At 60.2% G+C, this 22,646-nt stretch carries 18 protein-coding genes; 6 read left to right on the forward strand and 12 right to left on the reverse strand.

Annotation, left to right across the window (positions count from 1 at the left end; genetic code table 11):
- Positions 1 to 8 precede the first annotated feature (8 nt).
- Both pbpC and Z945_RS0100935 read right to left on the reverse strand, forming a co-directional pair.
- Entirely contained in the window at positions 9 to 2,033 is a 2,025-nt protein-coding gene (pbpC, locus tag Z945_RS0100930; protein WP_025050252.1) for a penicillin-binding protein 1C, read from the reverse strand.
- Complete coding sequence (locus tag Z945_RS0100935; protein ID WP_025050253.1) at positions 2,030 to 7,465, reverse strand: alpha-2-macroglobulin family protein; 5,436 nt, start codon at positions 7,463 to 7,465, stop codon at positions 2,030 to 2,032. Before Z945_RS0100935 ends, pbpC begins: the two co-directional genes overlap by 4 nt.
- A gap of 133 nt (positions 7,466 to 7,598) precedes the next feature.
- Between Z945_RS0100935 and Z945_RS0100940 the strand changes: the two genes are divergently transcribed.
- On the forward strand, positions 7,599 to 9,761 hold the full coding sequence (locus Z945_RS0100940; RefSeq protein WP_025050254.1) for an ATP-binding protein: 2,163 nt from the start codon (positions 7,599 to 7,601) through the stop codon (positions 9,759 to 9,761).
- Here the strand turns inward: Z945_RS0100940 and yaaA are convergent.
- The 4 genes from yaaA to Z945_RS0100960 form a co-directional block, all read right to left on the reverse strand.
- A complete protein-coding gene (yaaA, locus tag Z945_RS0100945) occupies positions 9,749 to 10,525 on the reverse strand; it encodes a peroxide stress protein YaaA (protein ID WP_025050255.1) in 777 nt (258 codons plus the stop codon). The two genes, Z945_RS0100940 and yaaA, sit on opposite strands and share 13 nt — an antisense overlap.
- A gap of 66 nt (positions 10,526 to 10,591) precedes the next feature.
- Positions 10,592 to 12,640 (reverse strand): DNA helicase RecQ, encoded by a 2,049-nt coding sequence (recQ, locus tag Z945_RS0100950; protein WP_025050256.1) that lies wholly within the window; start codon positions 12,638 to 12,640, stop codon positions 10,592 to 10,594.
- A gap of 150 nt (positions 12,641 to 12,790) precedes the next feature.
- Positions 12,791 to 13,078: a YggT family protein gene (locus Z945_RS0100955; RefSeq protein WP_025050257.1), complete on the reverse strand. Its 288-nt coding sequence runs from the start codon at positions 13,076 to 13,078 to the stop codon at positions 12,791 to 12,793.
- Positions 13,079 to 13,164: 86 nt separating this feature from the next.
- The gene (locus Z945_RS0100960) at positions 13,165 to 13,491 is read right to left on the reverse strand and encodes a BLUF domain-containing protein (RefSeq protein ID WP_025050258.1); all 327 of its coding nucleotides are present in this window, start codon (positions 13,489 to 13,491) and stop codon (positions 13,165 to 13,167) included.
- Positions 13,492 to 13,682: 191 nt separating this feature from the next.
- Between Z945_RS0100960 and Z945_RS0100965 the strand changes: the two genes are divergently transcribed.
- The 4 genes from Z945_RS0100965 to Z945_RS0100980 all read left to right on the forward strand — a co-directional run bounded on the left by Z945_RS0100965 (position 13,683) and on the right by Z945_RS0100980 (position 17,579).
- Complete coding sequence (locus Z945_RS0100965; RefSeq protein WP_025050259.1) at positions 13,683 to 15,056, forward strand: MFS transporter; 1,374 nt, start codon at positions 13,683 to 13,685, stop codon at positions 15,054 to 15,056.
- The gene (gene mepA / locus Z945_RS0100970; RefSeq protein ID WP_025050260.1) at positions 15,053 to 15,994 is read left to right on the forward strand and encodes a penicillin-insensitive murein endopeptidase; all 942 of its coding nucleotides are present in this window, start codon (positions 15,053 to 15,055) and stop codon (positions 15,992 to 15,994) included. Before Z945_RS0100965 ends, mepA begins: the two co-directional genes overlap by 4 nt.
- Positions 15,995 to 16,002: 8 nt before the next feature.
- The gene (locus Z945_RS0100975) at positions 16,003 to 16,866 is read left to right on the forward strand and encodes an esterase-like activity of phytase family protein (protein WP_025050261.1); all 864 of its coding nucleotides are present in this window, start codon (positions 16,003 to 16,005) and stop codon (positions 16,864 to 16,866) included.
- Between the two features lie 92 nt (positions 16,867 to 16,958).
- Complete coding sequence (locus Z945_RS0100980) at positions 16,959 to 17,579, forward strand: queuosine precursor transporter (protein ID WP_025050262.1); 621 nt, start codon at positions 16,959 to 16,961, stop codon at positions 17,577 to 17,579.
- A gap of 287 nt (positions 17,580 to 17,866) precedes the next feature.
- Here the strand turns inward: Z945_RS0100980 and Z945_RS0100985 are convergent, their stop codons facing one another.
- Positions 17,867 to 18,253, reverse strand: coding sequence for a SpoIIAA family protein (locus Z945_RS0100985; RefSeq protein WP_025050263.1), 387 nt, complete (start codon positions 18,251 to 18,253; stop codon positions 17,867 to 17,869).
- A 73-nt stretch (positions 18,254 to 18,326) separates the two neighbouring features.
- On the opposite strand from Z945_RS0100985, the gene arfB reads away from it, so the two are divergent.
- On the forward strand, positions 18,327 to 18,749 hold the full coding sequence (gene arfB, locus Z945_RS0100990; RefSeq protein ID WP_025050264.1) for an alternative ribosome rescue aminoacyl-tRNA hydrolase ArfB: 423 nt from the start codon (positions 18,327 to 18,329) through the stop codon (positions 18,747 to 18,749).
- 15 nt (positions 18,750 to 18,764) lie between these two features.
- Here arfB and cobF read toward each other — a convergent pair whose 3' ends face one another.
- The 5 genes from cobF to cobM are packed head-to-tail and all read right to left on the reverse strand — an operon-like array spanning position 18,765 to position 22,637.
- Complete coding sequence (gene cobF, locus Z945_RS0100995; RefSeq protein ID WP_025050265.1) at positions 18,765 to 19,505, reverse strand: precorrin-6A synthase (deacetylating); 741 nt, start codon at positions 19,503 to 19,505, stop codon at positions 18,765 to 18,767.
- Positions 19,506 to 19,508: 3 nt separating this feature from the next.
- Positions 19,509 to 19,811, reverse strand: a complete 303-nt coding sequence (locus Z945_RS0101000) for a DUF1636 family protein (protein WP_025050266.1) — start codon at positions 19,809 to 19,811, stop codon at positions 19,509 to 19,511.
- Positions 19,808 to 20,533: a uroporphyrinogen-III C-methyltransferase gene (gene cobA, locus Z945_RS0101005; RefSeq protein WP_025050267.1), complete on the reverse strand. Its 726-nt coding sequence runs from the start codon at positions 20,531 to 20,533 to the stop codon at positions 19,808 to 19,810. Before cobA ends, Z945_RS0101000 begins: the two co-directional genes overlap by 4 nt.
- Positions 20,530 to 21,855 carry a cobyrinic acid a,c-diamide synthase CobB gene (locus Z945_RS0101010; RefSeq protein ID WP_025050268.1) on the reverse strand — a complete coding sequence of 442 codons (1,326 nt, stop codon included), beginning with the start codon at positions 21,853 to 21,855 and terminating at the stop codon, positions 20,530 to 20,532. Before Z945_RS0101010 ends, cobA begins: the two co-directional genes overlap by 4 nt.
- Positions 21,852 to 22,637, reverse strand: coding sequence for a precorrin-4 C(11)-methyltransferase (cobM, locus tag Z945_RS0101015; protein ID WP_025050269.1), 786 nt, complete (start codon positions 22,635 to 22,637; stop codon positions 21,852 to 21,854). Before cobM ends, Z945_RS0101010 begins: the two co-directional genes overlap by 4 nt.
- Positions 22,638 to 22,646: the final 9 nt, after the last annotated feature.

Consider the following 22,646-nt stretch of genomic DNA (forward strand, 5'->3'; position numbering starts at 1 on the left):
TAATCCCGCTATTGCAATTGCACGGAAACGGAAGCGGAGCGTCCCTTGGCATCTACCACTGTGATGCGGGAAAAACCCGGCTCTACCAGCGGGAGCAACGCGTCGTGACGGTGAAGATTCGTCAGCACAGGCGCACCATCCAACAGCACGCTGAACGGAGAGACGCCCGCCCCGAATTTCAGCGCAACACCTTCACCGTCCCGCTGCAAAACCGCCCCATCCGGCGGGAAGTCCACACGCGGGGCATCGGCAGGGGCGCTGAACACGGCATTGCGCGGTCGAAAGCGCTGCAAAGGCTGAGGCAGGGATGCTGTGCTTAGCATCAAAGTCTCGGGCGGTGGTGGAGGCAGAGGCGTCGGGCGGCTGCCCAGAAGATTGAACGCCTCGAACAGAACGGGAGCTGCCAGATCACCCCCGAACGCCCCTGGCACCGGGGTTCCTTCAGGGCGTCCCAGCCAGAGCCCTATTACATGTGCGCCATCAAAACCGATCGCCCAGGCATCGCGGTGGCCGTAGGACGTGCCCGTTTTATACGCAATTTGACCGCCGCGCCGTCCGTATCCCTGCGGTGGCGTCAGCGCAGCAAGGATATGTCCCACCTGCCAGGCGGCACTTTCGGAGACCATACGCTGGCCGCGTTGTTCCGCGACGCCACGCTGCCAGATCAGGGGTTGGCCCTGCCCCCCCTGCGCCAGCCCGGCGTAAAGCTGCACGAGATCATTCAGCGTGACACCGACGCCGCCCAAAGCGACGGCCAGCCCCGCCGTTCCGCTGGGAAGCTGAGGAGCAGCACCCCCCTTGCGCAGCATCGCCATCAGGCGGGCCGGACCGAGTTCCTGCGTCAAAAGGACAGGCGGTATATTGAGCGAGAGTTGCAGCGCCTCGCGCACCGTCAGCTCGCCCCGAAACCGCCCGTCAAAGTTCTGGGGTGCATAGCGGCCGAATACCACTGGTGAATCATTGATCAAGGTATCGGGATGCGCCAACCCCTCGTCAAAGGCCATCGCGTAGATGAAGGGTTTCAATGTCGATCCGGGCGACCGCAGGGCGCGGGTCATATCGACAAAGCCCTGCCTGCCCTCTGCCGCGCCGTAGACCGGTGCGCTGACGGAGGCGAGCACCTCTGAAGTGCGGTGATCCGCCACCACCACCGCTGCGGAAACGCCGCGCATCTGGCCTTGCACAGCGCGCCTGATCAACCCTTCCATCTGGTTCTGCACAACTGCATCAAGCGTAAGGTCATGGTGCCCGGCCAGCGGATTGGCCTTAACCAGATGATCGGCCAAATGCGGCGCGAGCCGAACGAAAGGTAGCATTTGATCTGGCACCGGCGCTAGATGCGTCCGTTCTGGCGCGTTGACGCGGTTCAACACCCTTGCGCGGGCTGCTGTGGCTGCTTGGGGGTGGCGGTCCGGACGGCGGGCTTCGGGCGCTTGGGGCAATGCTACCAGCAAAGCCATCTCTGCCGGGGTCAAGCGTGCCGGCTCCTTGCCAAACCACACCAGTGCGCCCGCTCGCAGCCCTTCCACCGCGCCACCATAGGGGGCGTGTGCGAGGTAGAGCTCAAGTATCTCACGCTTGCCCAGCCGCCGTTCCAGCGCCAGTGCCACCCGCATTTGTCGCAACTTGCCTCGCCAGCGACCGGTGCCCGAATTCTCCATCAGTCGGGCTACCTGCATGGTGAGCGTTGAACCACCAGAGACCACTTCGCCCTGCCACAACGCCTGTGCTGCTGCCCGCGCTAGTGCCAAGAGGTCAACGCCCGCATGGCTGAAGAAGCGTTTGTCCTCGTAAGAAATCAGCATATCAAGAAAGTCCGGGTCCACCTCAGGCAAGGCCAGCGCCAGCCGCACCCGCCCGTTTTCCACCGGAAAGACGCGCATCAAAGCGCCGTTTCGATCGCGTACTTCAACGGATGTTTCTACCAGAACCGGCGGCAGATCGGTGCGGGCGATCCAATTGTCCAGACGGTCACGCGAGGCCGCAAAAGCCCATAGGGCCAACACAAGGCCAAAGAGTGCCCAGCGGATCATGGGGTGATCGTGACTTGCGCTGTGGCAGTGTTGGCGCGGTATTCCGGGCGGTACATGTCTTCGACCGTGGCGGCGGGATGATGGTAGGTGCCGGGACTGACAGCGCGCAGGATATAGGCCAGTTCAAACGGATCTGTGCCGCTGTGATTGACAGCCGCTACAAAGCGATCGGAGCGAAACTCGGCAGTCTCCGTCTGTTTGGCTTTCAGCCAATCGAGTGCGGCGATATCCCCGCTGCGGATCAGGTTGGGATTGTCGATCTCGAACCCTGCGGCCAGTGGATCATCTATGATGAGCCGGGCACCGATCTCCTCAAAGGGGGTGACTTTGAGGACCACGACCAACCGCTCGCCCGAGGCAACGCTGTCGCTGACGGGCTCGCCCTCCATCGTAAGGATGCGACGAGTGATCTGATAGCCATAACCGCCCGCTTCCGGGGCCACCTCTGGTACGCCGAAGGCCGTCATGGTCACATCCATGCCACGGGCGCTGACATTCTCGATGACAGACGCGCCGCCGGTCTGATCGGACAGCCGCTGTACCACCCGACCTGTTGCAGGCACGCCATCGACCCGCAGATCGGGGGTGGACTGAGGGGCAGCCAGCGCATGCGCAGCCATAACAACCTGCGCAGCTTCCTGCGTTGAGAGGGACGCGCCACCGCCTTGTATCGCGTTGGATAATACCGACTTGTCCAGAACCGCGCTGCCCGCTTCGGCACCCAGCCGTAGCACTGCTGCCGCATCGCGCAGGGGCGAACCGAAATCATCGCGCCAGACGCGCGTATCGGTCTGGGCATTCAGCATCCTGCCTGCGTGTGCAAAAAGAGCATCGGCGCGCACCGGATCGCCGTAGGCTGCGAGTGCGGCACCCAATTGCGCCACCGCCAACGGCGTTGCAAAGTCCTGCGCCTTGGTATCCGCGTAGTATCGCAGATCACCCATCCGTGCCGCGCCTTCCCGGGCGAGCACAAGAAGCGCATAGGCGATATCCTCGCCCCCCTTATCAAAATCGGGCGCATAGCTGATCCGGTTGCGCAAATTGTCCATCGCCAGAGAGAAGGCGAGGTCCGGCACCGCATGGCCCTGCGCCCGCGCACGGGACAGAAAATCGGTGACATAGGCATCAAGCCAAAACTCCCCCGACCCTGCGCCCCACAGCCCGAAGGCCCCGTTGCTGGCTTGCCGCGACAGGATGCGGGTGATGGATTGGCTGATCTTGTCTTCGATACGGTCGGGCGTGCCCAACCCCGCGTCTTGCGCCAGCGACGACAAATACAGCAGCGGCAGCGCCCCCGAGGTGACCTGTTCAGTGCAGCCGTAAGGGTAGCGGTCGAGTTGCTGCAACAATCCGGGCACATCGAACCGCGCCAGCGGGCCTGCCGTCAGCGTGGCCGTGGCAATGCCAGGGCGGAAACCCGCGAAGACCTCAGTGTCAAAGGTAAAGCTCTCACCTACTCCAAGTGTGAATTGGCGCGTTGTGGAAACCTCTGGATCATTGTCGCGCACCGGGAGGGTGAATGATTTGCGCAGTTCTGTGCCGTCAGGCGTCGTTAAAACAACTGTGATGACAGGATCGCCCAATTCACGCCCCGTCACGGGGATGTTCAACTGCGCGGTGCCTTGTGGCGTCATTGTGACGGTTTCGGGCGTTTTGCCCAGGGCCACAGCCGCATCGGTGTAAACCTTCAACGGTATTTCTCCCGCCGGGCCGCTGGTGTGCGTGAATTCCAGCAGCAAACGGCTCGTGTCTCCGGGTGCCAGAAAGCGGGGCAAGGAGGCGCTGACTACAACAGGATCGGCGGCGATTACATCGCGGGTCGCCTGACCAACAGCGGTGTCTGACCACGCAACCGCCATCAGGCGCATCGTGCCGTTGAACGCAGGTTTTTCTATCTCAATCTCTGCGCGGCCCTCCGGCCCGACAGTGACAGGCCCACTGAAGAATGCCATCAGCTTTTCCGTGGGCGGCGGGGATTGAACTTGTGCCGTTGCGGCCGCGTCACCGCCAGACCGCACAACGCCCATGGCCCCGTTCATACCATCAATCAGACGACCGTAGATATCGCGCAATTCGACCCCTAAACGGCGCTGGCCAAAGTAATGTCCGGTAACAATAGGCGGCGTGAATCCGGTGAGGTTCAAGATACCCAGATCAACAGCCGCAAGGGTGACATAGGCGGTATCGCCTTCGTCCAAACCATCGACCTGTACCGCCGCGAGAAAACCACCCGCCTGACCATCGGTCGCTTCGGGCGCATCTATGGACACATTCAGCGCCCTGGTGCCGGGGCGCACGGCGGCATGGACCAGCCCCATCTGGCGTGACGGGTTCTGGCCGGCGGCCACATCCATACCACGCAGCACCGAAGCCGTGACGTAGGCACCCGTGCCCCAGTCGGCGGTGACCGTCAGCGACACGGTATTTTCGCCAGCAGCAACCGGCACTACACGCCGTTCAATCACCCGGTTCGACAGGACCGACACAAGGGCGACGCCCGCGTCCTGTGCGACCAGTCGCAGGGTTGCGGTGTCGCCCGGCGCATAGTCCTCTGCATCCAGTGACAATTCCAACCGGTCGGGTGTATCCGTGGCACTGTCGCCGCCGTACCACCCGGATGAAAACGGTATCGACGATGCGGCGTAGGGTGTGCCTGTGCGTTCGACAATCAGCTCGTACCTGCCCCATTCGGTAGGGGCAGTCACAGTGGTCGGCGTTTGGCCCAACATCACATCGCCGTTTTGAACGCGAATCCGGCGGGTGGTCGGTTCCCACTCCCAATTGCCGTAAAGCTGGTACCATTGATAGCGCGTCTCGACCCGGTTCAGGGTCCAGCGCACCGGCATATCGACGGCCGAACCATCGGGGCCGACAGCAATCAGATCAAACGCAGCCTCGCTGCCTTCGGGCAGTGTTCCCTCGAAACGGGGTTTGATGCCGATCAGGGGGTCATCGGAGGTGATCGCGCGTGTCAGGCGGCGCTCTACCGGGCGGCCCGACCCTTCGGCGACACGCAAGATCACCTCGGCCTCCAACGGCAGGCCGGGGTCCTGGTCCAGTGTCGGCAGTTCAAGCGCCACTGTTGCGCGGCCCTGTGCATTGGTCTTTGCATCGCCAATCCCGCTGGTCCGTGTTCTGAACCCTGCGTCGTGACGGCCAAAGCGGTAGCCCTCCCACCCGGCCAGCTTCGCAGCAGGCCGCAGGCGCAGATCGCCCTCAACCGTGAGCCCGGCCCCCGGCGCGCCGAAAAGATAGCGGACATCGACGTGCAAAGGCGGCGTTTGCGCCAGCCGCAAAGCTGCGTCCGGCAGCGTCAGATCAAAATCAAGGCGTTCGGGCAGGAAATCCTCAACCAGCAGGACCTGACTGGCCAGCGCGGGGGCGTCCAGATCAGACAGGATATCAAGCCGCCAAGCACCACGCGGCACATCCGCGCCCAGCGGCAGAGCAAAGACATGGCCCCCAGCCTGCGCGTTGGTGCTTAGGTGGCGGGCATATTCCACACCATCGGGGCGTTTCAGGATTGCCGTCACCGGTAGACCGGTCAGCGCCGCGGCCTGTGCATCGCGGGTCAGCACCGTGGCAAAGATCGTCTCGCCCACGCGGTAGGCTCCTCTGTCCGTAGTCAGGAATGTGTCGATGGGGGGCGCGGGCGGATTGCCCTCAACCCCGCGATCAGAAAGATCAAATGCCGGATCGGTGAGGGACAGAAAGGCAATGTCCTTGTCACCGTCCTCCGCCATCAAAAGCGCTGGCCGTGCCGCGCCGGTGCCACGGGTCAGACCCGCTGCGAAACGGGCAAACCCTTGCGCATCGGTGGTCGCACTGCCCAATACGGCGTTAGCACGGCTGATCAGGCTCACGGTGATCCCCTCGCGCGGTGCCGCGTCCGACAGCCCGCGCACGGCGACCTGCATCCCGTCGATCCCTGCCCATGTAGTTAGCCCTAGGTCAGACAGGACAAACCATTGCATTGCCGGCGGCGAGTCGTAGCGGTCCTGTCCCGGCACCGCTGCGCTGAGTGTGTAGATGCCGGGTGACTGCCCTTGCAGAGCCTCGCCCATTGGCAGGCGGGTCGTCATATCGACGTTCAGTTCGTTCTGTACCTCGGCTGTACCGGTCCAGATCTCCTCTGCCATATCGGCAGAAAACTGGTCATCCTCATAACCGCTGAGTGGCCGACCGAAATAGCTTTCGCGGATGGCGCGGACCAGATTGCGGTCGCTGACCCGGCGCAGACGCAGATCGAGCGTGCTGGTGTTTACCGTCTCGATCGGCAGGGCCGCATCAGCGCTGCGCGGCAGGACGTAGGCGCGGCCCGGGAAGCGGAGGGTGGGCGCTCTGTCGCGCACATATTGCTGCACCGTCACATCGCGGTTCAGGACCTCGCCGCTGGCTGAAGGCAGACCTGCACGCAAGGTCACGCTGTACCGCTGACCGTGTGCAACCCCGTCGATACAAAGCTGACTGTCGTCCACCTGCACCACCATTCCGCGCCCCTCGACGCGGACGAAGGGTTCGTAGTCGACACCTGCCTGAACAAGGTTTTCCGAAAATTGCACGCAGATACGGGGGGCCGCGGCATCGTTGTCGGAGCGGTTTTCGGTCACGCGAAATCCATATTTTCCGATAGCCTTCTCAAGCGCCTGCTCCAGATCATCGCGGGGCTGGACCGCCAATGCCTGACGCAGCGCCGGGATCATGTCACGACCCCTATTGGTCATCTCCAGCACCTGTGCCAGAACGCGTAATGCTTCAACCTGCAGTGCAGGGCTCTCTGCCCGCAGATAGCCGTTGATGGCCGCCGAAAGCGCCTCGCTTCGTGTCTGTCGTTGCTCTGCGCGTTTGGCGGTTTTCGCGTGGATCAGGGCCAGTCGGGCATAGGACGTCCACAAATCGGGGCGGTCCGATAGGGCTGCAGCCTTGCCCGCCCAGCGCAACGCGGCGCGGGTATCGCCGGACTGTTCAGCGGCCGACAGGGCCGCGATCAGGTCAGCGGTGGTTTCACCGCCAAAGGTAAAGCGCCGCGTATTGGTCGCAACAAATTCATTGGCGCTGGCAATGTCAGCATCACTGAGGAAAGGGGCCTGTGCCCTATGGCGTGCCGCAGACTGGGTCAGCGCGGGGGGTGTGACAACTTTGCGGGCCGATATGGCACCGACATAGGCGGTTGCGCTGCCAACTGCAGATTTAGGGAAACAGGCTTTGCTGCGGGTATTGAACGTGAAGGCCACACAGGTGTCTTGTGCCGAACAGGCCCGCGCGCAGGCGTCCTGGGTGGTGTCGAAAAGTTGGGCCAGATCCGTTCCCGGCAGATCGGTATCGCGGGTATAGAGGTACCGATGATCTGGCACAGGGTCTTGAGCGAGGGATGGTCCCGCAATCAAATTTCCGAGAAGGCACAGGGCCGTCAGCCATAAAAACACACGCATCTGAAAATCTCCAGCTTGAATAGGTTCAGCCTGACACGCGGCCCGATTCCCGACAAGACGTGCCATCCGTTTTAAGCGGATGTTCACGCTGTCGCGGCATGGTGCGCGATACCAAAGGGCAGCGGAGCGGCATATGAGCCTTGCCGATAAATTAACCGAAGAACGGCGCAACAGGCTTGCCGCCGAGCGGATGCTTGAGCTTAAGCAGGCCGAGCTTTTTGCCGCGAACCGGAAACTGGGCAAACATGCCCAGCAGTTGACCGAGGAGATCGTCGAAACCCGCGCGCAGGTTGCCACCATCCGGGGGGAGAACCAGCGCGTCAAATCCGATCTATCCGTCGCCAATCAGAAGATTGCCATCGCGGAACGGCGACTTTGGCATTCGATCGAGACGATCCACGACGGTTTTGCGTTTTTCAACGCTGACAATGAAATGATCATGGCCAACCGCTCCTATCTGTCGGTTTTCGAAGATCTTGAGGTGATTGCACCGGGCGTTAACTATGTCACGATCCTGCAAACGCTGACGGACGAGGGCATCGTGAACACCGGCGATCTGACAGCTGCGGATTGGCGGCAGATGATGTCTGAACGGTTTATCCAAAACAGGCCCGAACCGATTGTGCTCCGGCTTTGGAACGACGAACATATCAAACTGGTGGATCATCGCGGACCCGAAGGCGATGTGGTGTCCTTGGCGCTGAACATCACCGCAACTGTGGCCTATGAGGCGAAGCTGAGAGAGGCCCGCGCCGTGGCCGAAAGCGCCAACTGCGCGAAGTCGGCGTTTCTGGCCAATATGAGCCATGAGATCAGAACGCCGATGAACGGCGTGATCGGGATGGCTGACCTGCTGGCCAGTGGTGATCTGGACGATGAACAGCAGTTGTTTGTCCAGACGATCAAGAACTCGGGCGAGGCTTTGTTGGTCATCATCAACGATGTGCTGGACTACTCGAAGATTGACGCGAACCGCCTGAGCCTTCACCCGGAGCCTTTTGATCTGGAACGCGCCATTCTTGAGGTCTTGATGCTGTTGCAACCCTCTGCACAGGATAAAGGGCTGTCCTTGCTGATGGATTATGATCTGTTCATGCCCGGCCTTTTGATCGGCGATCCGGGTCGTATTCGCCAGGTTTTGACGAACCTGATCGGGAATGCCGTGAAGTTCACGAGCGAAGGGCATGTCCTGATCCGTGTGGTCGGCATGCCCGACCAAGCCGCTGGCAAACTGTCGCTACATGTCACGATTGAAGATACCGGCATCGGCATCCCCGAAGATATGGTCGAGCATGTGTTTGGTGAATTCAATCAGGTTGAAAACGAGCGCAACCGCCAGTTCGACGGCACAGGCCTGGGTCTTGCGATCACCCAACGGCTGATCAAGTTGATGGATGGCGACATTTGGGTCAGCTCGACCGAAGGGGACGGATCTTGCTTTGGATTCCGCATCGACTTGGGCCTTGTCGATACGGACAGCAAGCTGCAATGGACGCCGCCCGACGGTCTGCGCCACGTTGCCGTCGTAGATGATGCAGATGTGTATCGCGGCGTGCTGATCCGCCAGATGGCGCAGCTTGGGATCAAGGTGACCCCTTGCTCAACCGCTGCGGATTTCAGTCGCAAGCTGGAGCCCACTATTGACCTGGTCCTTGCCGCAGAAAGCAGTGCGGAACTGGTGGCTGCCCATCTGGAACGACAGACTAAATCCTATCCCCTGATCTTGCTAAGGGCCGATCTGGGTCGATCACTGCCCGATTTGCCGGTGCCCGTTTTCGGCAACCTTCATACGCCGCCACCAAGGCAGGAGCTCTTTTCCCTTCTCGATAAACTCGAGTTTGAAGATGCCGGCCAACAGCATGCCACTCTGACGCAGGATGCGACCGGACTACGTCCGATGCGCATACTCGCGGCGGAGGACAATAAGACCAACCAGTTGGTCTTTGGTAAAATGCTCAAAGAACTGAATGTCGATCTGACCTTTGCCGGAAACGGCGAAGAGGCGGTCGAACTGTTTCGAAACATCGCGCCCGATTTGGTCTTTATGGATATTTCGATGCCCAAGATGGACGGGCGCGCGGCAACCGCTGCGATCCGGACGCTTGAAACTGACCGCCGTACGCCCGTTGTGGCACTGACCGCCCATGCAATGGATGGCGACGATGCTGACATTCTGGCCGTTGGGCTAGACCGCTACCTGACCAAACCCCTGCGCAAACCCATGATTTTTGCCGAAATTGAGGCCGCGCATGATGCGACCACTATGGAACCTTTAACGGTGCCTCAAGAGGGGTAATCACGCACGAAAACAGGGCGTTCCGGCGTTGAGGTATCGGCCTGCCAAGCGTACCCACCGGTGTCGAAATCTTGCAAGGCCTTCGGGTCGGTCAACCGGTTCTGCACGATGAAACGTGCCATTGCCCCGCGCGCTTTCTTGGCGAAAAAGCTGACGATCTTGGGGCCTTTGCCATCATGTTTGTCTTCCATGAATTGCGGCGTGATGATGCTGGGTTTCAGCGCTTTTGGGGCCACCGCACCAAAATACTCCTGACTTGCGCAATTGACCAAAACCGCGCTGCCGGTCTTTTCCGCCTGCACGTTCAGTGCTTTGGACAGGTCATCGCGCCAGTAGTCATACAGGTTCGCACCCCGCCGCGTCTTGAGCCTGCTGCCCATTTCAAGGCGGTACGCCTGAATCGCATCAAGCGGCCGAAGCACACCATAAAGTCCTGACAGAATACGCAGATGGTCCTGCGCCCAGGCCATTTCATCCGCATCAAGGCTGCTTGCCTCAAGCCCTTGATAGGTATCGCCGGCAAAGGCCAAGGCCGCAGGGCGCGTCAGATCGGGCGCTGGATCTTCCTCAAAGGATTTGAACCTGTCGCGGTTCAACTTGGCCAGCGCATCACTCAGGTGCATCAGCCCTTTCAGATCACCCAGCGACAGATTGCGCGCCGTTTTCACAAGCCGAACGGCATCTTCCTGAAAATCGGGTTGCGTGACCTTCACATCACGCGGCTCCCAATCCAGTTTCTTGGCAGGTGAAATTACAACCAGCATTCGGTTCCCCTTTGAATCTTTTGACTGAAATAGTTTGTGTTTGCCCCATCACAAGGGAAAACCTGCCTACCCGGCGTCTCGCAGCACATCGAGAAATGCAGGCCCAAACCGCGAGGCGCGGCGTTCGCCCAGCACCCGCTCCATCGCGCTTTCATCTGCGTTGCGCATCTGCGCCACTTTGGCCAACAACGACGCTGAGCAACTCAGCGGTTTCTCGGTACCCGCTTCCCCCCGGGACAGGTCCGCCTGCACTTGCAGCAACTGGTCATAGACCTGGCCCGTCTCGCGCCCGGCCAGTTTGCGCCGGGTCGGGTGCATCGCCTCCGCCTCGCCATTGATGACCTCAAGAAAAGCCACCCCATAGGTTTCAAGTTTTTTCGCGCCGATGCCGCTGATCTGCGCCATGCCATCCAGATCGCGGGGGCGCACCTCGGCCATTTCGATCAATGTCCGGTCGGTAAAGATGATATAGGCGGGCACTTTGGCGGCTTCGGCCAGCCCGCGCCGCTTGGCCTTCAGCGCAGAGAGAAGCGGTGCGTCTTCTTCGCTGACCATCTGTTTGACTGCCGGGCGGCGGGTGGCACCGGCGCTTTTTATCGTATCGCGGCGCAGGTTGATCTTGGCCTCGTCGCGCAGAATCGGCAGGGCGGCGTCGGTCATCCGCAAGGCACCGTGGCGTTCGGGGTCGGGGCGGATCAGGTCATGCCCCATCATCTGCCGAAAAACTGCCTGCCATTCGGGGCGGCGGTATTCCTGCCCCACGCCGAAGGTCGGCAGGCTGGTGTGTCCTCGCTGGCGTACCTTGTCGGTATCAACCCCCAAAAGGATGTCGATCAAATGGCCCGCTCCAAACCATTCTTCGGTGCGCAGGATCGCTGACAATGCTTTGCGCACCGCAGTAGTGCCGTCGAACACTTCAGCCGGGTTGTCGCAAAGATCGCAGCGACCACAGGTGATTTCAGTCTCGTCAAAATAGCCCAACAGGGTTTTGCGCCGACATTCCAACGCCTCTGCCAGCCCCAACAGCGCGTTGAGCCGCCCGTGGTCGGCTGCCCGCCTTTCGGGTGGTGCAAGCCCTTCGTCAATCTGGGTGCGGCGCAGGCGAATATCGTCGGGTCCAAAAAGCGTCAGCGTCTCGGCCGGGGCACCGTCGCGCCCCGCACGGCCGATCTCCTGATAATAGGCCTCGATGCTTTTGGGCAGATCGGCATGGGCAACCCAACGGATGTCCGGCTTGTCCACCCCCATGCCAAAGGCGACGGTGGCGCAGACAATCAACCCGTCTTCTTGCTGGAACTGCCGCTCTGCGATGCGGCGGTCTTCCGCCTCCATGCCACCATGATAGTGGATCGCCTTTTGTCCGGCCTCACGCAGCGCCCGTGCGATGCCTTCGGTCTTGGCCCGCGTGCCGCAATAGACAATGCCGGATTGTCCTTTGCGCGCTGCGGCGAAATTCAGGATCTGATCGCGCGGCTTGTTCTTCGACGCAAAGGCCAGATGAATATTGGGCCGGTCAAACCCGCGCAAGAAGGATTTCGGCGGCGTGCCGTCAAACAGCTTCTGGATAATTTCTGCCTGCGTTTCCGCATCCGCCGTTGCCGTAAATGCCGCCAAGGGCACATCAAGCGCACGCCGCAATTCGCCGATACGCAAATAATCAGGGCGAAAATCATGACCCCATTGGCTGACGCAATGGGCCTCGTCTACCGCAATCATGCTCACACCCACGCGGCGCAACATGCCCGTGACGGACCCCGCCGCCAGCCGCTCGGGTGCCATGTACAAAAGCCGCAAAGTGCCGTCCTCAAGCCCCTGCCAGACCGCATTTGTTTCTTCCGGCGTATTGCCCGATGTCAGCGCTCCCGCGCCGACCCCTGCCTCTTGCAAAGACCGCACCTGATCGCGCATCAGGGCGATGAGTGGCGAAATCACCACTGTGACCCCGTCCCGCATCAGCGCCGGCAATTGAAAGCACAGGGATTTCCCACCGCCCGTCGGCATGATCGCCAGTACGTTTTCGCCTGCTGTCACCGCTTCGACGATCTCCTGCTGGCCGGGTCGAAACCCGTCAAAGCCGAAAACATCGCGTAAAAGCGTGGCAGCGCCTGTGTGCATGGGGAACCTGTCTAAATTTGTCTGCTCTTTTTACGCAGATTCCCATAACCGGAAACGATGAACAAGAGCGAAACAAGGGCACTGCGGCCCCGGCTTCACCCTTTTATAAATACCCGACACAACGGTTGCATCAGGCCGTATCTATGAATTTCAGTAGAAAGCTGCCGCGTTATTCACCAGAATGATCCGCGCCACCGCGACACCAATCAAGACGATCAGCGGAGCTAGATCAAGGCCGCCCATCGGCGGCACCACACGGCGCACACGACTGTAGATCGGCTCCAATAGGCGGTTCAACCCGTCCCATATCTGCGCAACGAGTGGCTGCCGCAGGTTCAGCACCTGAAAGTTGATCAGCCATGACATGATCACATGGGCAATCACGATGAAGTAAACGATGTTCAGCAACAACATCAGGATTTGAAAAATCGAGGTCATGGCAGGCCCTTTGAATAGCGGTTGCGTGACAATTAAGCGTCCGCCTCATGGGGTGCAAGGTGCATCGACCTGCTCTCTTGCGCGGCTCAGGCCTGCATTGCGTTGATGATCTCTGAGAAATCCAGTTCCGATACCCGCTTCAATGACCAATCGGCATAGTGCCGGGCCTCTACGGCCCGTTCGTCGATTACCTTGAAACCAGAATGGCGGTCATCCTTGGAGATTGTCTCGATCAGCGCACGCACTTTGCCTTCATCGCCTTCCAGAAGCTGGCAAAAATTGCGACCGTTGTACGCCAGGGCACCGGTGATCCCCATGCGCGCGTTGTTTTCGACGGCGTGAGTCACAATATCATCGACATCGGAATGACTGACACTTGTACGCGCAGTGCTAAAGTAAAGAATTCTGATCACAGTAGGCCTCGGTTTGGAACGGTTGGTGGCGCGGATTTGTACGAAAAACCCCAGTAAGGGCAAGCAGATATTTCCGCAAAGCGCCTCATATGACGTCAGGATTGTTGCCAGATGATATTGTCGGTGTCAGTCATAGCTTGCGAGAAACAAGCGCGCCTGCTCTACCCTTGGCGCAGTGGCGGAGGAACAATATGGCACGGATATCAGCGCGTAAGCGCATTTGGGGGTGGTACTTTTTCGATTGGGCAAGCCAGCCCTACAACACACTCTTGCTGACATTTATCTTTGGCCCTTATTTTGCCCAAACTGCAACGACAGTGTTGGTTGAAAACGGCATGGCAATTGACGCCGCCAAGGCGCAGGCACAGGCCTATTGGGGCTACGGATTGACGGGCACGGGCATAACGATCGCCATTCTCGCCCCTGTTCTAGGCGCTATTGCGGATTCCTCGGGCAAGCGGCTGCCCTGGATCTGGCTGTTCTCGGCGCTTTATGTCGTCGGGTCCGCCGCCCTGTGGTGGACCGCCCCGCAGGACTTCTCGACTTTGTGGGCGCTGTTTTTCTTTGGCATCGGCCTGATCGGAATGGAGTTTGCGACGATCTTTACCAACTCATTTCTGCCAGAGCTGGACCCTGACCCGACCGAACGGGGGCGTTTGTCAGGCTCCGGGTGGGCATTCGGATATGTCGGTGGCGTGCTGGCGCTAGTGGCAATGATCGCCTTGTTCCAAGCCGGTGACAACGGGCGCACGATGGCCGGTCTCTCACCGCTCTTCGGGCTTGATCCGGCGACCAAAGCGGATACGCGGGTTGTAGGGCCGTTTGTCGCCATCTGGTTTGTCATCTTCATGGTACCCTTTTTCCTATATACCCGCGACGATCCAACCCAGAAAGGAACGGGCATCAAGCTTGGGGCGGCCATGTCTGACCTGGGGCGTACCTTGCGCAATCTACCCCGTCACCGGTCGCTCATGGCCTACCTCGGATCCTCGATGTTCTACCGCGATGCGCTGAACGGCATGTATACCTTTGGCGGCATTTATGCCTTGGGGGTGCTGAACTGGTCCATCATCGACATCGGAATTTTCGGTATCCTCGCGGCCATATCCGGGGCGGTTTTCTGCTGGATCGGCGGCCGTGTGGACCGGCGCATCGGGCCGATGCCGGTGATCGTATTTTGCTGTATAACGCTGATCCTGACTGCGATCCTGATCATCTCGCTCACACCCAGTTCGATCATGGGCATTGATGTCGGTGCAGAGTCTGCACTGCCCGATATTGCATTCTATATCGCCGGGGCGTTGATTGGCGCTGCGGGTGGCGCGCTTCAGGCGTCCTCGCGCAATATGTTGACGCGACAGGGCAACCCGGAGCGGATGACCGAAGCCTTCGGGCTTTATGCTTTGTCAGGCAAAGCAACATCCTTTTTGGCCCCCGCGCTGATTGCACTTACCACAGACCTGACCGGCAGCCAGAGGTTGGGAATTTCACCGGTTGTGGGGCTATTCATCATCGGATTGGTTCTGCTAGTGTGGGTGAAACGAGATGGAGATTTCGCATCATGATCCTTTCGCGCTTTCTGGGCTGTGCCGCACTTGCCCTTGCCCTTGTTTCCTGTGGCAATGGTGGGGGACGTGACATCAGCGGAGCACGCGAGGTCCTGCCGACCATCGGCTCTTCGGGCGGTGCGCTGAGCAATGTGCAGGCGAAAAAGCTCTTCGGGGCAAAAAGCAGGGCAACCTCGCAGTCTTCCGCCGCTTTCGGCAGCTACGCCAAGGGGTGTATGGCCGGCGGCGCGCAGTTGCCCGAAACAGGTCCGACATGGCAAGCCATGCGGCTGTCGCGCAACCGTAACTGGGCGCATCCCGAAACCGTCGATATGGTCAAGAAGTTGTCAGCCTTTGCGGCGACGCAACCGGGGTGGAAAGGTCTTTATGTCGGTGACCTGAGCCAGCCGCGCGGCGGGCCGATGCTGACCGGACACCGCAGCCATCAGATCGGTCTCGACGCCGACATCTGGATGCTGCCGCCCAAATCACTGAACCTGACCCGGAAGCAGCGCGAGAATATCTCTTCGATCTCCATGCGGCGGGCCAGCGGGGCCTATGTCAATTCATCCTGGACGCGGTCTCATCACGAGATCATCAAGGCCGCTGCGAAAGACCCGCGCACTGCGCGCATCTTTGTTTTTCCAGGGGCCAAGGTGCAGATGTGTGCCGATGAAAAGGGCGACCGCAGCTATCTGCGTAAAATCAGACCTTGGTATGGACATCACTATCACTTCCATGTGCGGTTGAACTGTCCAAAAGGTGTGCGTGGCTGCGTGAACCAAAACCCGCCACCCGCGGGCGATGGATGCGCCGATGCGCGACAGTGGCAGGCCAATATTTTGAACCCACCACCGCCGAAGCCACGAGACCCGAACGCCAAGCCCAAGCCGCCGCGTCGCGAATTGGTGCTGGCTGACCTGCCCGCGCAGTGCAAGGCGGTTCTGGACAACTGAAACAGACAGTGATCGCCGTGATCGTCGCGTTTTGCGCGGCGACCTTCGCTGCGGCGGAACCCCGGCTGCGGGTTGACGCCCAGTTTGAATGGACGCTGGAAGAAGACTGGTTCGGCGGCTTTTCAGGTATGGAAGTGTCGCCTGATGGCAACGCACTGACCTTGATCACGGACCGTAGCTCAGTCGTGCGGGCGCGGCTGGTGCGAGAGCAGGGTAGGCTCCTTGGTGTGCAGCTTTTGTCGCAAGACACCCTCAAGACTGAAGATGGGGGTCGCCTTCGTGGGACATCGCGCGATTCCGAAGGGTTGGCCATCGGGCGCGACGGGCAAGCCTATGTCTCGTTCGAAGCCCATGACAAAAGTGTCGGGGCGCTTGACCTGAAAACAGGTCGGATCACGCCCCTGCCCGATCATCCCGATTTTGCGTATTTTAGCATCAATACTGGGCTGGAGGCTTTGGCGGTCCACCCTGACGGGCGGCTCTTTACCTTGTCGGAAATGCCCTCAGACAGTTCTGGTACCACGCCTTTGTTCAAATTTCGCAACGGTAACTGGCGCATCTCTCACAGGATACCACTTCCCGGACCGTTCCGCCCTGTCGGCGCGGATTTTGATGACGCCGGGCGGCTCTATCTGCTAGAGCGAACGATCACGCCGTTAGGTTTTCGCAGTCAGATCCGCCGGTTTGACCTGAACGCTGATCCGGTGGTCGTTGAAACGCTGCTTACGACGTTTCCCGCCGCGTTTGACAACCTCGAAGCACTCAGTGTCTGGACCGATGCCGCCGGCACGACCCGTGTGATTGTAATCTCGGACGATAACTTCATTTCCCTGCAAACTACCCAGATTGTCGAATTTGTCCTGACCGAGTGACTTGCCAATTGCGGGCGATCCCCCTATTGCCCCCCTGTCTGCGATCCCCGCAGGCCAAGTCGCCGCACCCTTGCACAAAACGGTATCTTATTATGACACGCACCTATCTTCCCGGCATCATTGCTATGGCCGCCATCGTTGTGGCTTCCAACATCCTCGTTCAGTTTCTATTCGGCAACTGGCTGACCTACGGCGCTTTCACCTATCCGCTGGCCTTTCTTGTTACGGACGTGATGAACCGCGTCTACGGGACGTCCGCCGCCCGGCGCGTTGTGTTGGTGGGTTTCGTTGTGGGCCTGATCTGTTCGCTGATCGGCACGCAGATCATGGGCGAATTTGGCCCGTTGGTTACGTTGCGCATCGCCATCGGCTCCGGTGTCGCCTTTCTTGTGGCGCAACTGATCGACGTATCTGTTTTTGCTTCCTTGCGCGGACGCGCCTGGTGGCAGGCCCCCCTTGTCAGCACTCTGGTCGGATCAACCATCGACACAGCGCTGTTTTTTTCCATCGCCTTTTCGGGGGCTTTGTCCTTTATCCATCCCGCGACAGATGTCGCTTGGGCTGCCGAAGCCGTGCCGCTGTTGGGCGGCGGGCCGCTGGCGCCACTCTGGGTATCCCTGGCTGTTGCGGATTGGGCGGTCAAGCTGAGCATCGCGCTGATTGCCCTGATCCCGTTCCGTATGATCACGGCGCGACTGGCAAAACCGGTTTGATCCCAAAACAGGCATCTGTAGGTTTTTCTGGGGCCTGCGTCAAAAAAACACTTTGCGTTTGGGCCAGGTCGTGCAACGATTTAGGTGAGTTCAACAAATGTAAAGGAGGTGATCCAGTGTCAAGAACGGTATTGGAGAGAGGTGTCGGAACAGCTTTGGAGGGTTCCTGTTTGGGCAGCCCCTGACAGTCGAAAACACAAAGTGGACGTCGGTCTAACCGGCACACCTTCGGTAAACCATTCGATTGGGCCGCTCCTTTCCGGGGCGGCCCTCTTCGCATTCCGGGCTTAGGGCGCGACAGCTTCGGCATCCAAGGAACGCCATGCCGCTGGTTCGGTATCAAACGTCTCGGCGTCGACGGGCATCAGACTGTCCATCACTTCGATCAATGACTGGGCAGCATCGGGTGCGCCTACCACAACGTAGCGATCTACATTGGTGATTGACCGTACCCGCGATTTCAGTGCTTCCCAGCTGAACGAGGCCCCGGTTTCTGCACCTTCGTAGCGGTCAAAGATCATCAGCATGTCGACCTTTTCGTGTTTATCGAAAACGTCATTCATGAATTCGGCCATTGCCGTCATGTCTTCGCGGCTGACTTCGCCGGTGATGCGAAAGGCGTAGAGGTCCTGGCGGGTCGTCTGGATCTGGATCAGGGACTGCAGGTTAAGCATGGGGCACCTATTGGTTTGAGTTCGCAGCCCAACGCCCCTTCACCTTGGGGGGTTCCGGTGCGATGCTGGTCCCATGATACGGATCAGCGATACAATCAGCATTCAGGACTGGGAACTGACAGAGCAATTTGTGCGGGCCTCTGGTCCGGGCGGGCAGAACGTCAACAAAGTTTCCTCAGCGGTCGAGCTGCGGTTCGAGGCGGCATCGTCGCCATCCTTGCCCGGCCCGGTCAAGACTCGGCTGCGGCGACTGGCAGGACGGCGATGGACCACTGAAGGCACGCTTGTGATCCAGTGTGACGAGACGCGCAGCCAAGCCCGCAACCGTGATCTGGCGCGGGAACGGTTGGCCGAACTGGTGAAAAAGGCGCTGACCCCGCCAAAGCGTCGTATCGCCACGCGGCCCACATTGGGGTCAAAAAAACGGCGGCTGAAAGCCAAGAAGGTGCGTGGCGAAGTCAAAGCCATGCGCGGCAAGGTTGATCCGGACACCTGAGCGGCGGCGAGACGGCTAGCTGTTTTTGCGCAGCAGATAGATATCCATGATCCAGCCATGGTTTTCGCGCGCTTCTGCACGCATCTGAATAATCTGCGCGCCCACCTCGACCAGTGGTCCTTCGCAGATAATCTGTTCTTTCATCCCGACGTAGCCGCCCCACCAGATATGGATGCCTTCGGGCGGAAGGGTCTGAAAGGCGCACTCGCCGTCCAGCATCACCGCAATTGTATCGATGCCATCTGGCCAGCCGTTGTCGCGTAGCTGTCGGCCCGTGGTAACGGTAAAGGGTGCGCCGATTTCGTTCACAGGGATCGCATGGGCCGCCGTCAATGCTTGTAACGATGTAATGCCGGGAATGACCTCTACCTGCGGCAGCGGGTCGAGCCGCGATGCAATACGCAAGGTGCTGTCATAAAGCGAAGGATCGCCCCAAACCAAGAGTGCGACATTATCGGCCTTCTGTCCCGTCATCGCCCCCTGCCATGCCAGTGCAATCTGGTCATGCCACTGATCAACACGCTGGCGATAGTTGCTGATCGTGGCGTCGCGCACCGGCAGATCAAACTCTACCACTTGCGCCTCGGGGTTGCTCAGCACCTCGTCGCAGATCGCCTGGCGCAGTTCGGCCAGATCGGCTTTGCCCGCCCCTTTGCGCGGGATCAGGATCAGATCCTGCGCATTCATCGCACGAATGGCCTGAAGCGTCAGGTGTTCGGGGTTGCCGGTGCCGATACCGATGAGGGTGAGATGCATAGCCTACCCCGGTATCCGGGCGATGGCTTTGGTGCGCAGGTTTCCCAGCACACGGGCATCGGCAAAGGTGCCGTCCGAAGACGCGGCATAAAGCCGGGTGAAGTTTTGCAAATCGCTCAGGTCCGCGGGCCCGACGTCGCCAAACAGATAGGCCACTTTGCCCGCCGCGCGAAAGGCGACGGTCTGCGGCCTGGTGCAGCCTGACATGCAGTCGATGCTTTCCACGGTGGTATCGGGCAGCGTCTCGCGCAAACTCGCCTCAAATGCGGTGTCTTCTGTGCAGGTACGGCAGACAAAGACTTTCATGCCCCCCCCTCTGCCAACGGACCATAGAATATCAGGGCCGGTGTCGTGCTGGAAGTTTCCTCAAGATGCTCTGCCAGCGTTGCAATGGTGTGGCGTGTCACCTTCTCGGCCGGGGTCGAGACGGCCTCTGCCAACATTGCGGGGGTGTCGCCGGGCAGACCTGCGTCGATCAGGCGCTTTGCCAATCCGGGGAAGGTTCGTTTTCCCATGTAGACAACGGTGGTCGCCATCGGATCTGCAAGGGCAGCCATGTTTACATCTTCCGGCAGATCACCCGTCATATCGGCACCTGTGATGAACTGCACGCGTCGTGCAGTCAGGCGACGGGTCAGCGGAATGCCCGCCCTTGCAGCCGCTGCAGAGGCAGACGTAACGCCTGGAATAATTTCGAACGCGATGCCCGCAGCATTCAAGGCGGTGATCTCTTCCTCAAGCCGTCCGAACATACCGCTGTCGCCAGATTTCAGGCGGACAACACGCAGCCCAGCCACCGCGTGATCCACCAAAACCTGTGAGACATGATGCTGTTTCGGCGAGGCACGGCCTGCGCGTTTGCCAACGCCGATCAGGTCCGCATCGGGGTTCGCCTGCTCCAGTATTGGCCCGGCACTAAGGTCGTCGAAAAGAACAACTTCGGCATTCTTAAGACGGTCCACCGCCTTGACGGTCAACAGATCAGGGTCACCGGGACCGGAGGAAACGAAAGAGACAAAACCGCTCATGCATCCTCCGCGATCAGATGAAAGAAGGTGCCGGTGGCGCGGCCGCCGCCTTCGAATGTGCGGGTCGATCCGGTCTCGGCCACCTCGATATCGTTGCTGTCGGTGATACGGGCCAGCGGCGCATCGGGTTCGCTGAGGATCGTCGCGTAGTGAAACTCGTGCCCGCGCAGGCGGCTGTTCGATGCATGACCGGGCATATCTGTGTTCAAAGTGGCCTTACGGTAGCCCAAATGGAATTTACGTTTCTCGAAAGATGTTTCCAGTCCCAAAAGCCCCGCCATTTGATGCGCGGTGCCGTCTTTGTCGACCAAAACACTGCCCATCGCCATGTAGCCTCCGCATTCGCCATGCACGGGCTTGGTTTGTGCAAAGCTCTGGATACCCGAGCGGAACTTTTCGGCCGCCGCGAGCTTGCCCGCGTGTAATTCGGGATACCCACCGGGCAGCCAGCACACATCGGCGGACGGGTCAGGGACCTGATCGGCAAGCGGTGAGAACGGCAAAACCTCGGCCCCTGCGGCGTGCCAACCTGCAAGGAGATGCGGATAGACAAAGGCAAAGGCATCGTCCCGCGCAAGCGCGATGCGGTTGCCGGGCGGTATGACAGCAGCGGGTGCGGGGGCTGTCTTTAAAGTGCCGGCAGCGGCGCTGCGCAGGGCTGCAAGATCGACGTTCTCCGCGATAAAACCAGCGGCTTCTCCGAGAATTTGCGGGAGGTTTTCCTGCTCTCCCGCCTGCACAAGGCCCAAGTGCCTTTCGGGCATTTCGATCTCTTTGCGGCGTGGCAAGGCACCCAGAACTGTGATGCCGGCGGTGTCCATCCCCACCCGGATCAGGGTCTCGTGCCGGGGCGAGGCGACTCGGTTCAGCACGACACCCGCCAGTGTCACATCCGGGCGCATCATCTTGAAACCCAGCGCTGTGGCCGCAACCGATTGCGCAGCACCAGAGGCATCCAGCACCAACACCACGGGCCAGCCCATCAATGCCGCGATGTCTGCGCTGGCCCCATTGCCGCACTGGCCGGGAACCGCCACGCCATCGAACAGACCCATGGAACCTTCGGCGAGGATCAGGTCGGCCCCGATGGCATTGCCGACCAACCCGTCAAGGCAGGCGCGATCCATCGACCAACTATCAAGGTTGAACGAGGCCCGCCCCGATGCCGCCGTGTGGAATGCCGGATCAATGTAGTCCGGCCCCCCTTTGAAGGGTTGCACCGTAACCCCCTGCGCCCGGAATGCGGCCAACAGGCCCAACATCAGGGTCGTTTTTCCGGTGCCCGAAGAGGGGGCCGAGATCATCAAGCCGGGCGGGATCATTCTGCTGTCTCCGGAAACCTTGGGTCTGTTCCGACCGGGCGGAAGCGGCGGTCATAATCGCCTGCATAGAGCCTGCTTTCGCCGAAGTCTTCGGCACCGATGGCATGGCCTACGAGGATCAGAGCCGTGCGCTCCATCTCGGCACCGATCGCGGTTTGCAAAGTCTCAAGCGTCGCTTTGACGATGCGCTGGTCGGGCCAGCTTGCCCGCCAGACCACCGCGACCGGGCAGTCCACACCGTAATGCGGGGTTAGGTCCGTGACGACTTTCTCAAGGATGTGCACCGACAGATGAATGGCCAATGTGGCACCGGTCTTGGCAAAATTCTCCAACGCCTCGCCCTCGGGCATTGCGGTAGCGCGCCCGGAGGTGCGCGTCAGGACAACCGATTGGGCCACACCGGGCAGCGTAAGTTCCGCGTTCAGCGCAGCGGCAGCGGCGGCAAAAGACGGCACACCCGGCGTTACATCATAGGGAATATCAAGACCGCGCAAGCGACGAAGCTGTTCGCCCATTGCAGACCAGACCGACAGATCGCCAGAATGCAATCGCGCCACATCATGACCCGCCGCATGGGCGGCGCTGATCTCATCCATGATTTCGTCCAGCGACATACGAGCAGTGTTCACGATTTTCGCACCCTTCGGACAATAGTCCAGCAGCGCCTCGGGCACGAGCGAACCGGCATAGAGGCAAACAGGGCAAGCCGCGATCAGGTCGCGCCCCCGCAGGGTGATCAGGTCGGGGGCACCGGGGCCTGCACCGATGAAGTGGACGGTCATTTGGGTCTA

It is taken from the genome of Sulfitobacter noctilucae, assembly GCF_000622365.1.
GTDB lineage: Bacteria > Pseudomonadota > Alphaproteobacteria > Rhodobacterales > Rhodobacteraceae > Sulfitobacter > Sulfitobacter noctilucae.

Coding starts and splice junctions, on each gene's coding strand:
- Z945_RS0100985 (WP_025050263.1), bottom strand. CDS start 18,253: ATGCTTAACCTGCAGTCCCTGATCCAGATCCAGACGACCCGCCAGGAC.
- Z945_RS0101000 (WP_025050266.1), bottom strand. CDS start 19,811: ATGAAAGTCTTTGTCTGCCGTACCTGCACAGAAGACACCGCATTTGAG.
- mepA (WP_025050260.1), top strand. CDS start 15,053: ATGATCCTTTCGCGCTTTCTGGGCTGTGCCGCACTTGCCCTTGCCCTT.
- arfB (WP_025050264.1), top strand. CDS start 18,327: ATGATACGGATCAGCGATACAATCAGCATTCAGGACTGGGAACTGACA.
- pbpC (WP_025050252.1), bottom strand. CDS start 2,033: ATGATCCGCTGGGCACTCTTTGGCCTTGTGTTGGCCCTATGGGCTTTT.
- Z945_RS0100955 (WP_025050257.1), bottom strand. CDS start 13,078: ATGACCTCGATTTTTCAAATCCTGATGTTGTTGCTGAACATCGTTTAC.
- cobA (WP_025050267.1), bottom strand. CDS start 20,533: ATGAGCGGTTTTGTCTCTTTCGTTTCCTCCGGTCCCGGTGACCCTGAT.
- Z945_RS0100940 (WP_025050254.1), top strand. CDS start 7,599: ATGAGCCTTGCCGATAAATTAACCGAAGAACGGCGCAACAGGCTTGCC.
- Z945_RS0100980 (WP_025050262.1), top strand. CDS start 16,959: ATGACACGCACCTATCTTCCCGGCATCATTGCTATGGCCGCCATCGTT.
- yaaA (WP_025050255.1), bottom strand. CDS start 10,525: ATGCTGGTTGTAATTTCACCTGCCAAGAAACTGGATTGGGAGCCGCGT.
- recQ (WP_025050256.1), bottom strand. CDS start 12,640: ATGCACACAGGCGCTGCCACGCTTTTACGCGATGTTTTCGGCTTTGAC.
- Z945_RS0100935 (WP_025050253.1), bottom strand. CDS start 7,465: ATGCGTGTGTTTTTATGGCTGACGGCCCTGTGCCTTCTCGGAAATTTG.
- cobF (WP_025050265.1), bottom strand. CDS start 19,505: ATGCATCTCACCCTCATCGGTATCGGCACCGGCAACCCCGAACACCTG.
- Z945_RS0100965 (WP_025050259.1), top strand. CDS start 13,683: ATGGCACGGATATCAGCGCGTAAGCGCATTTGGGGGTGGTACTTTTTC.
- Z945_RS0101010 (WP_025050268.1), bottom strand. CDS start 21,855: ATGATCCCGCCCGGCTTGATGATCTCGGCCCCCTCTTCGGGCACCGGA.
- cobM (WP_025050269.1), bottom strand. CDS start 22,637: ATGACCGTCCACTTCATCGGTGCAGGCCCCGGTGCCCCCGACCTGATC.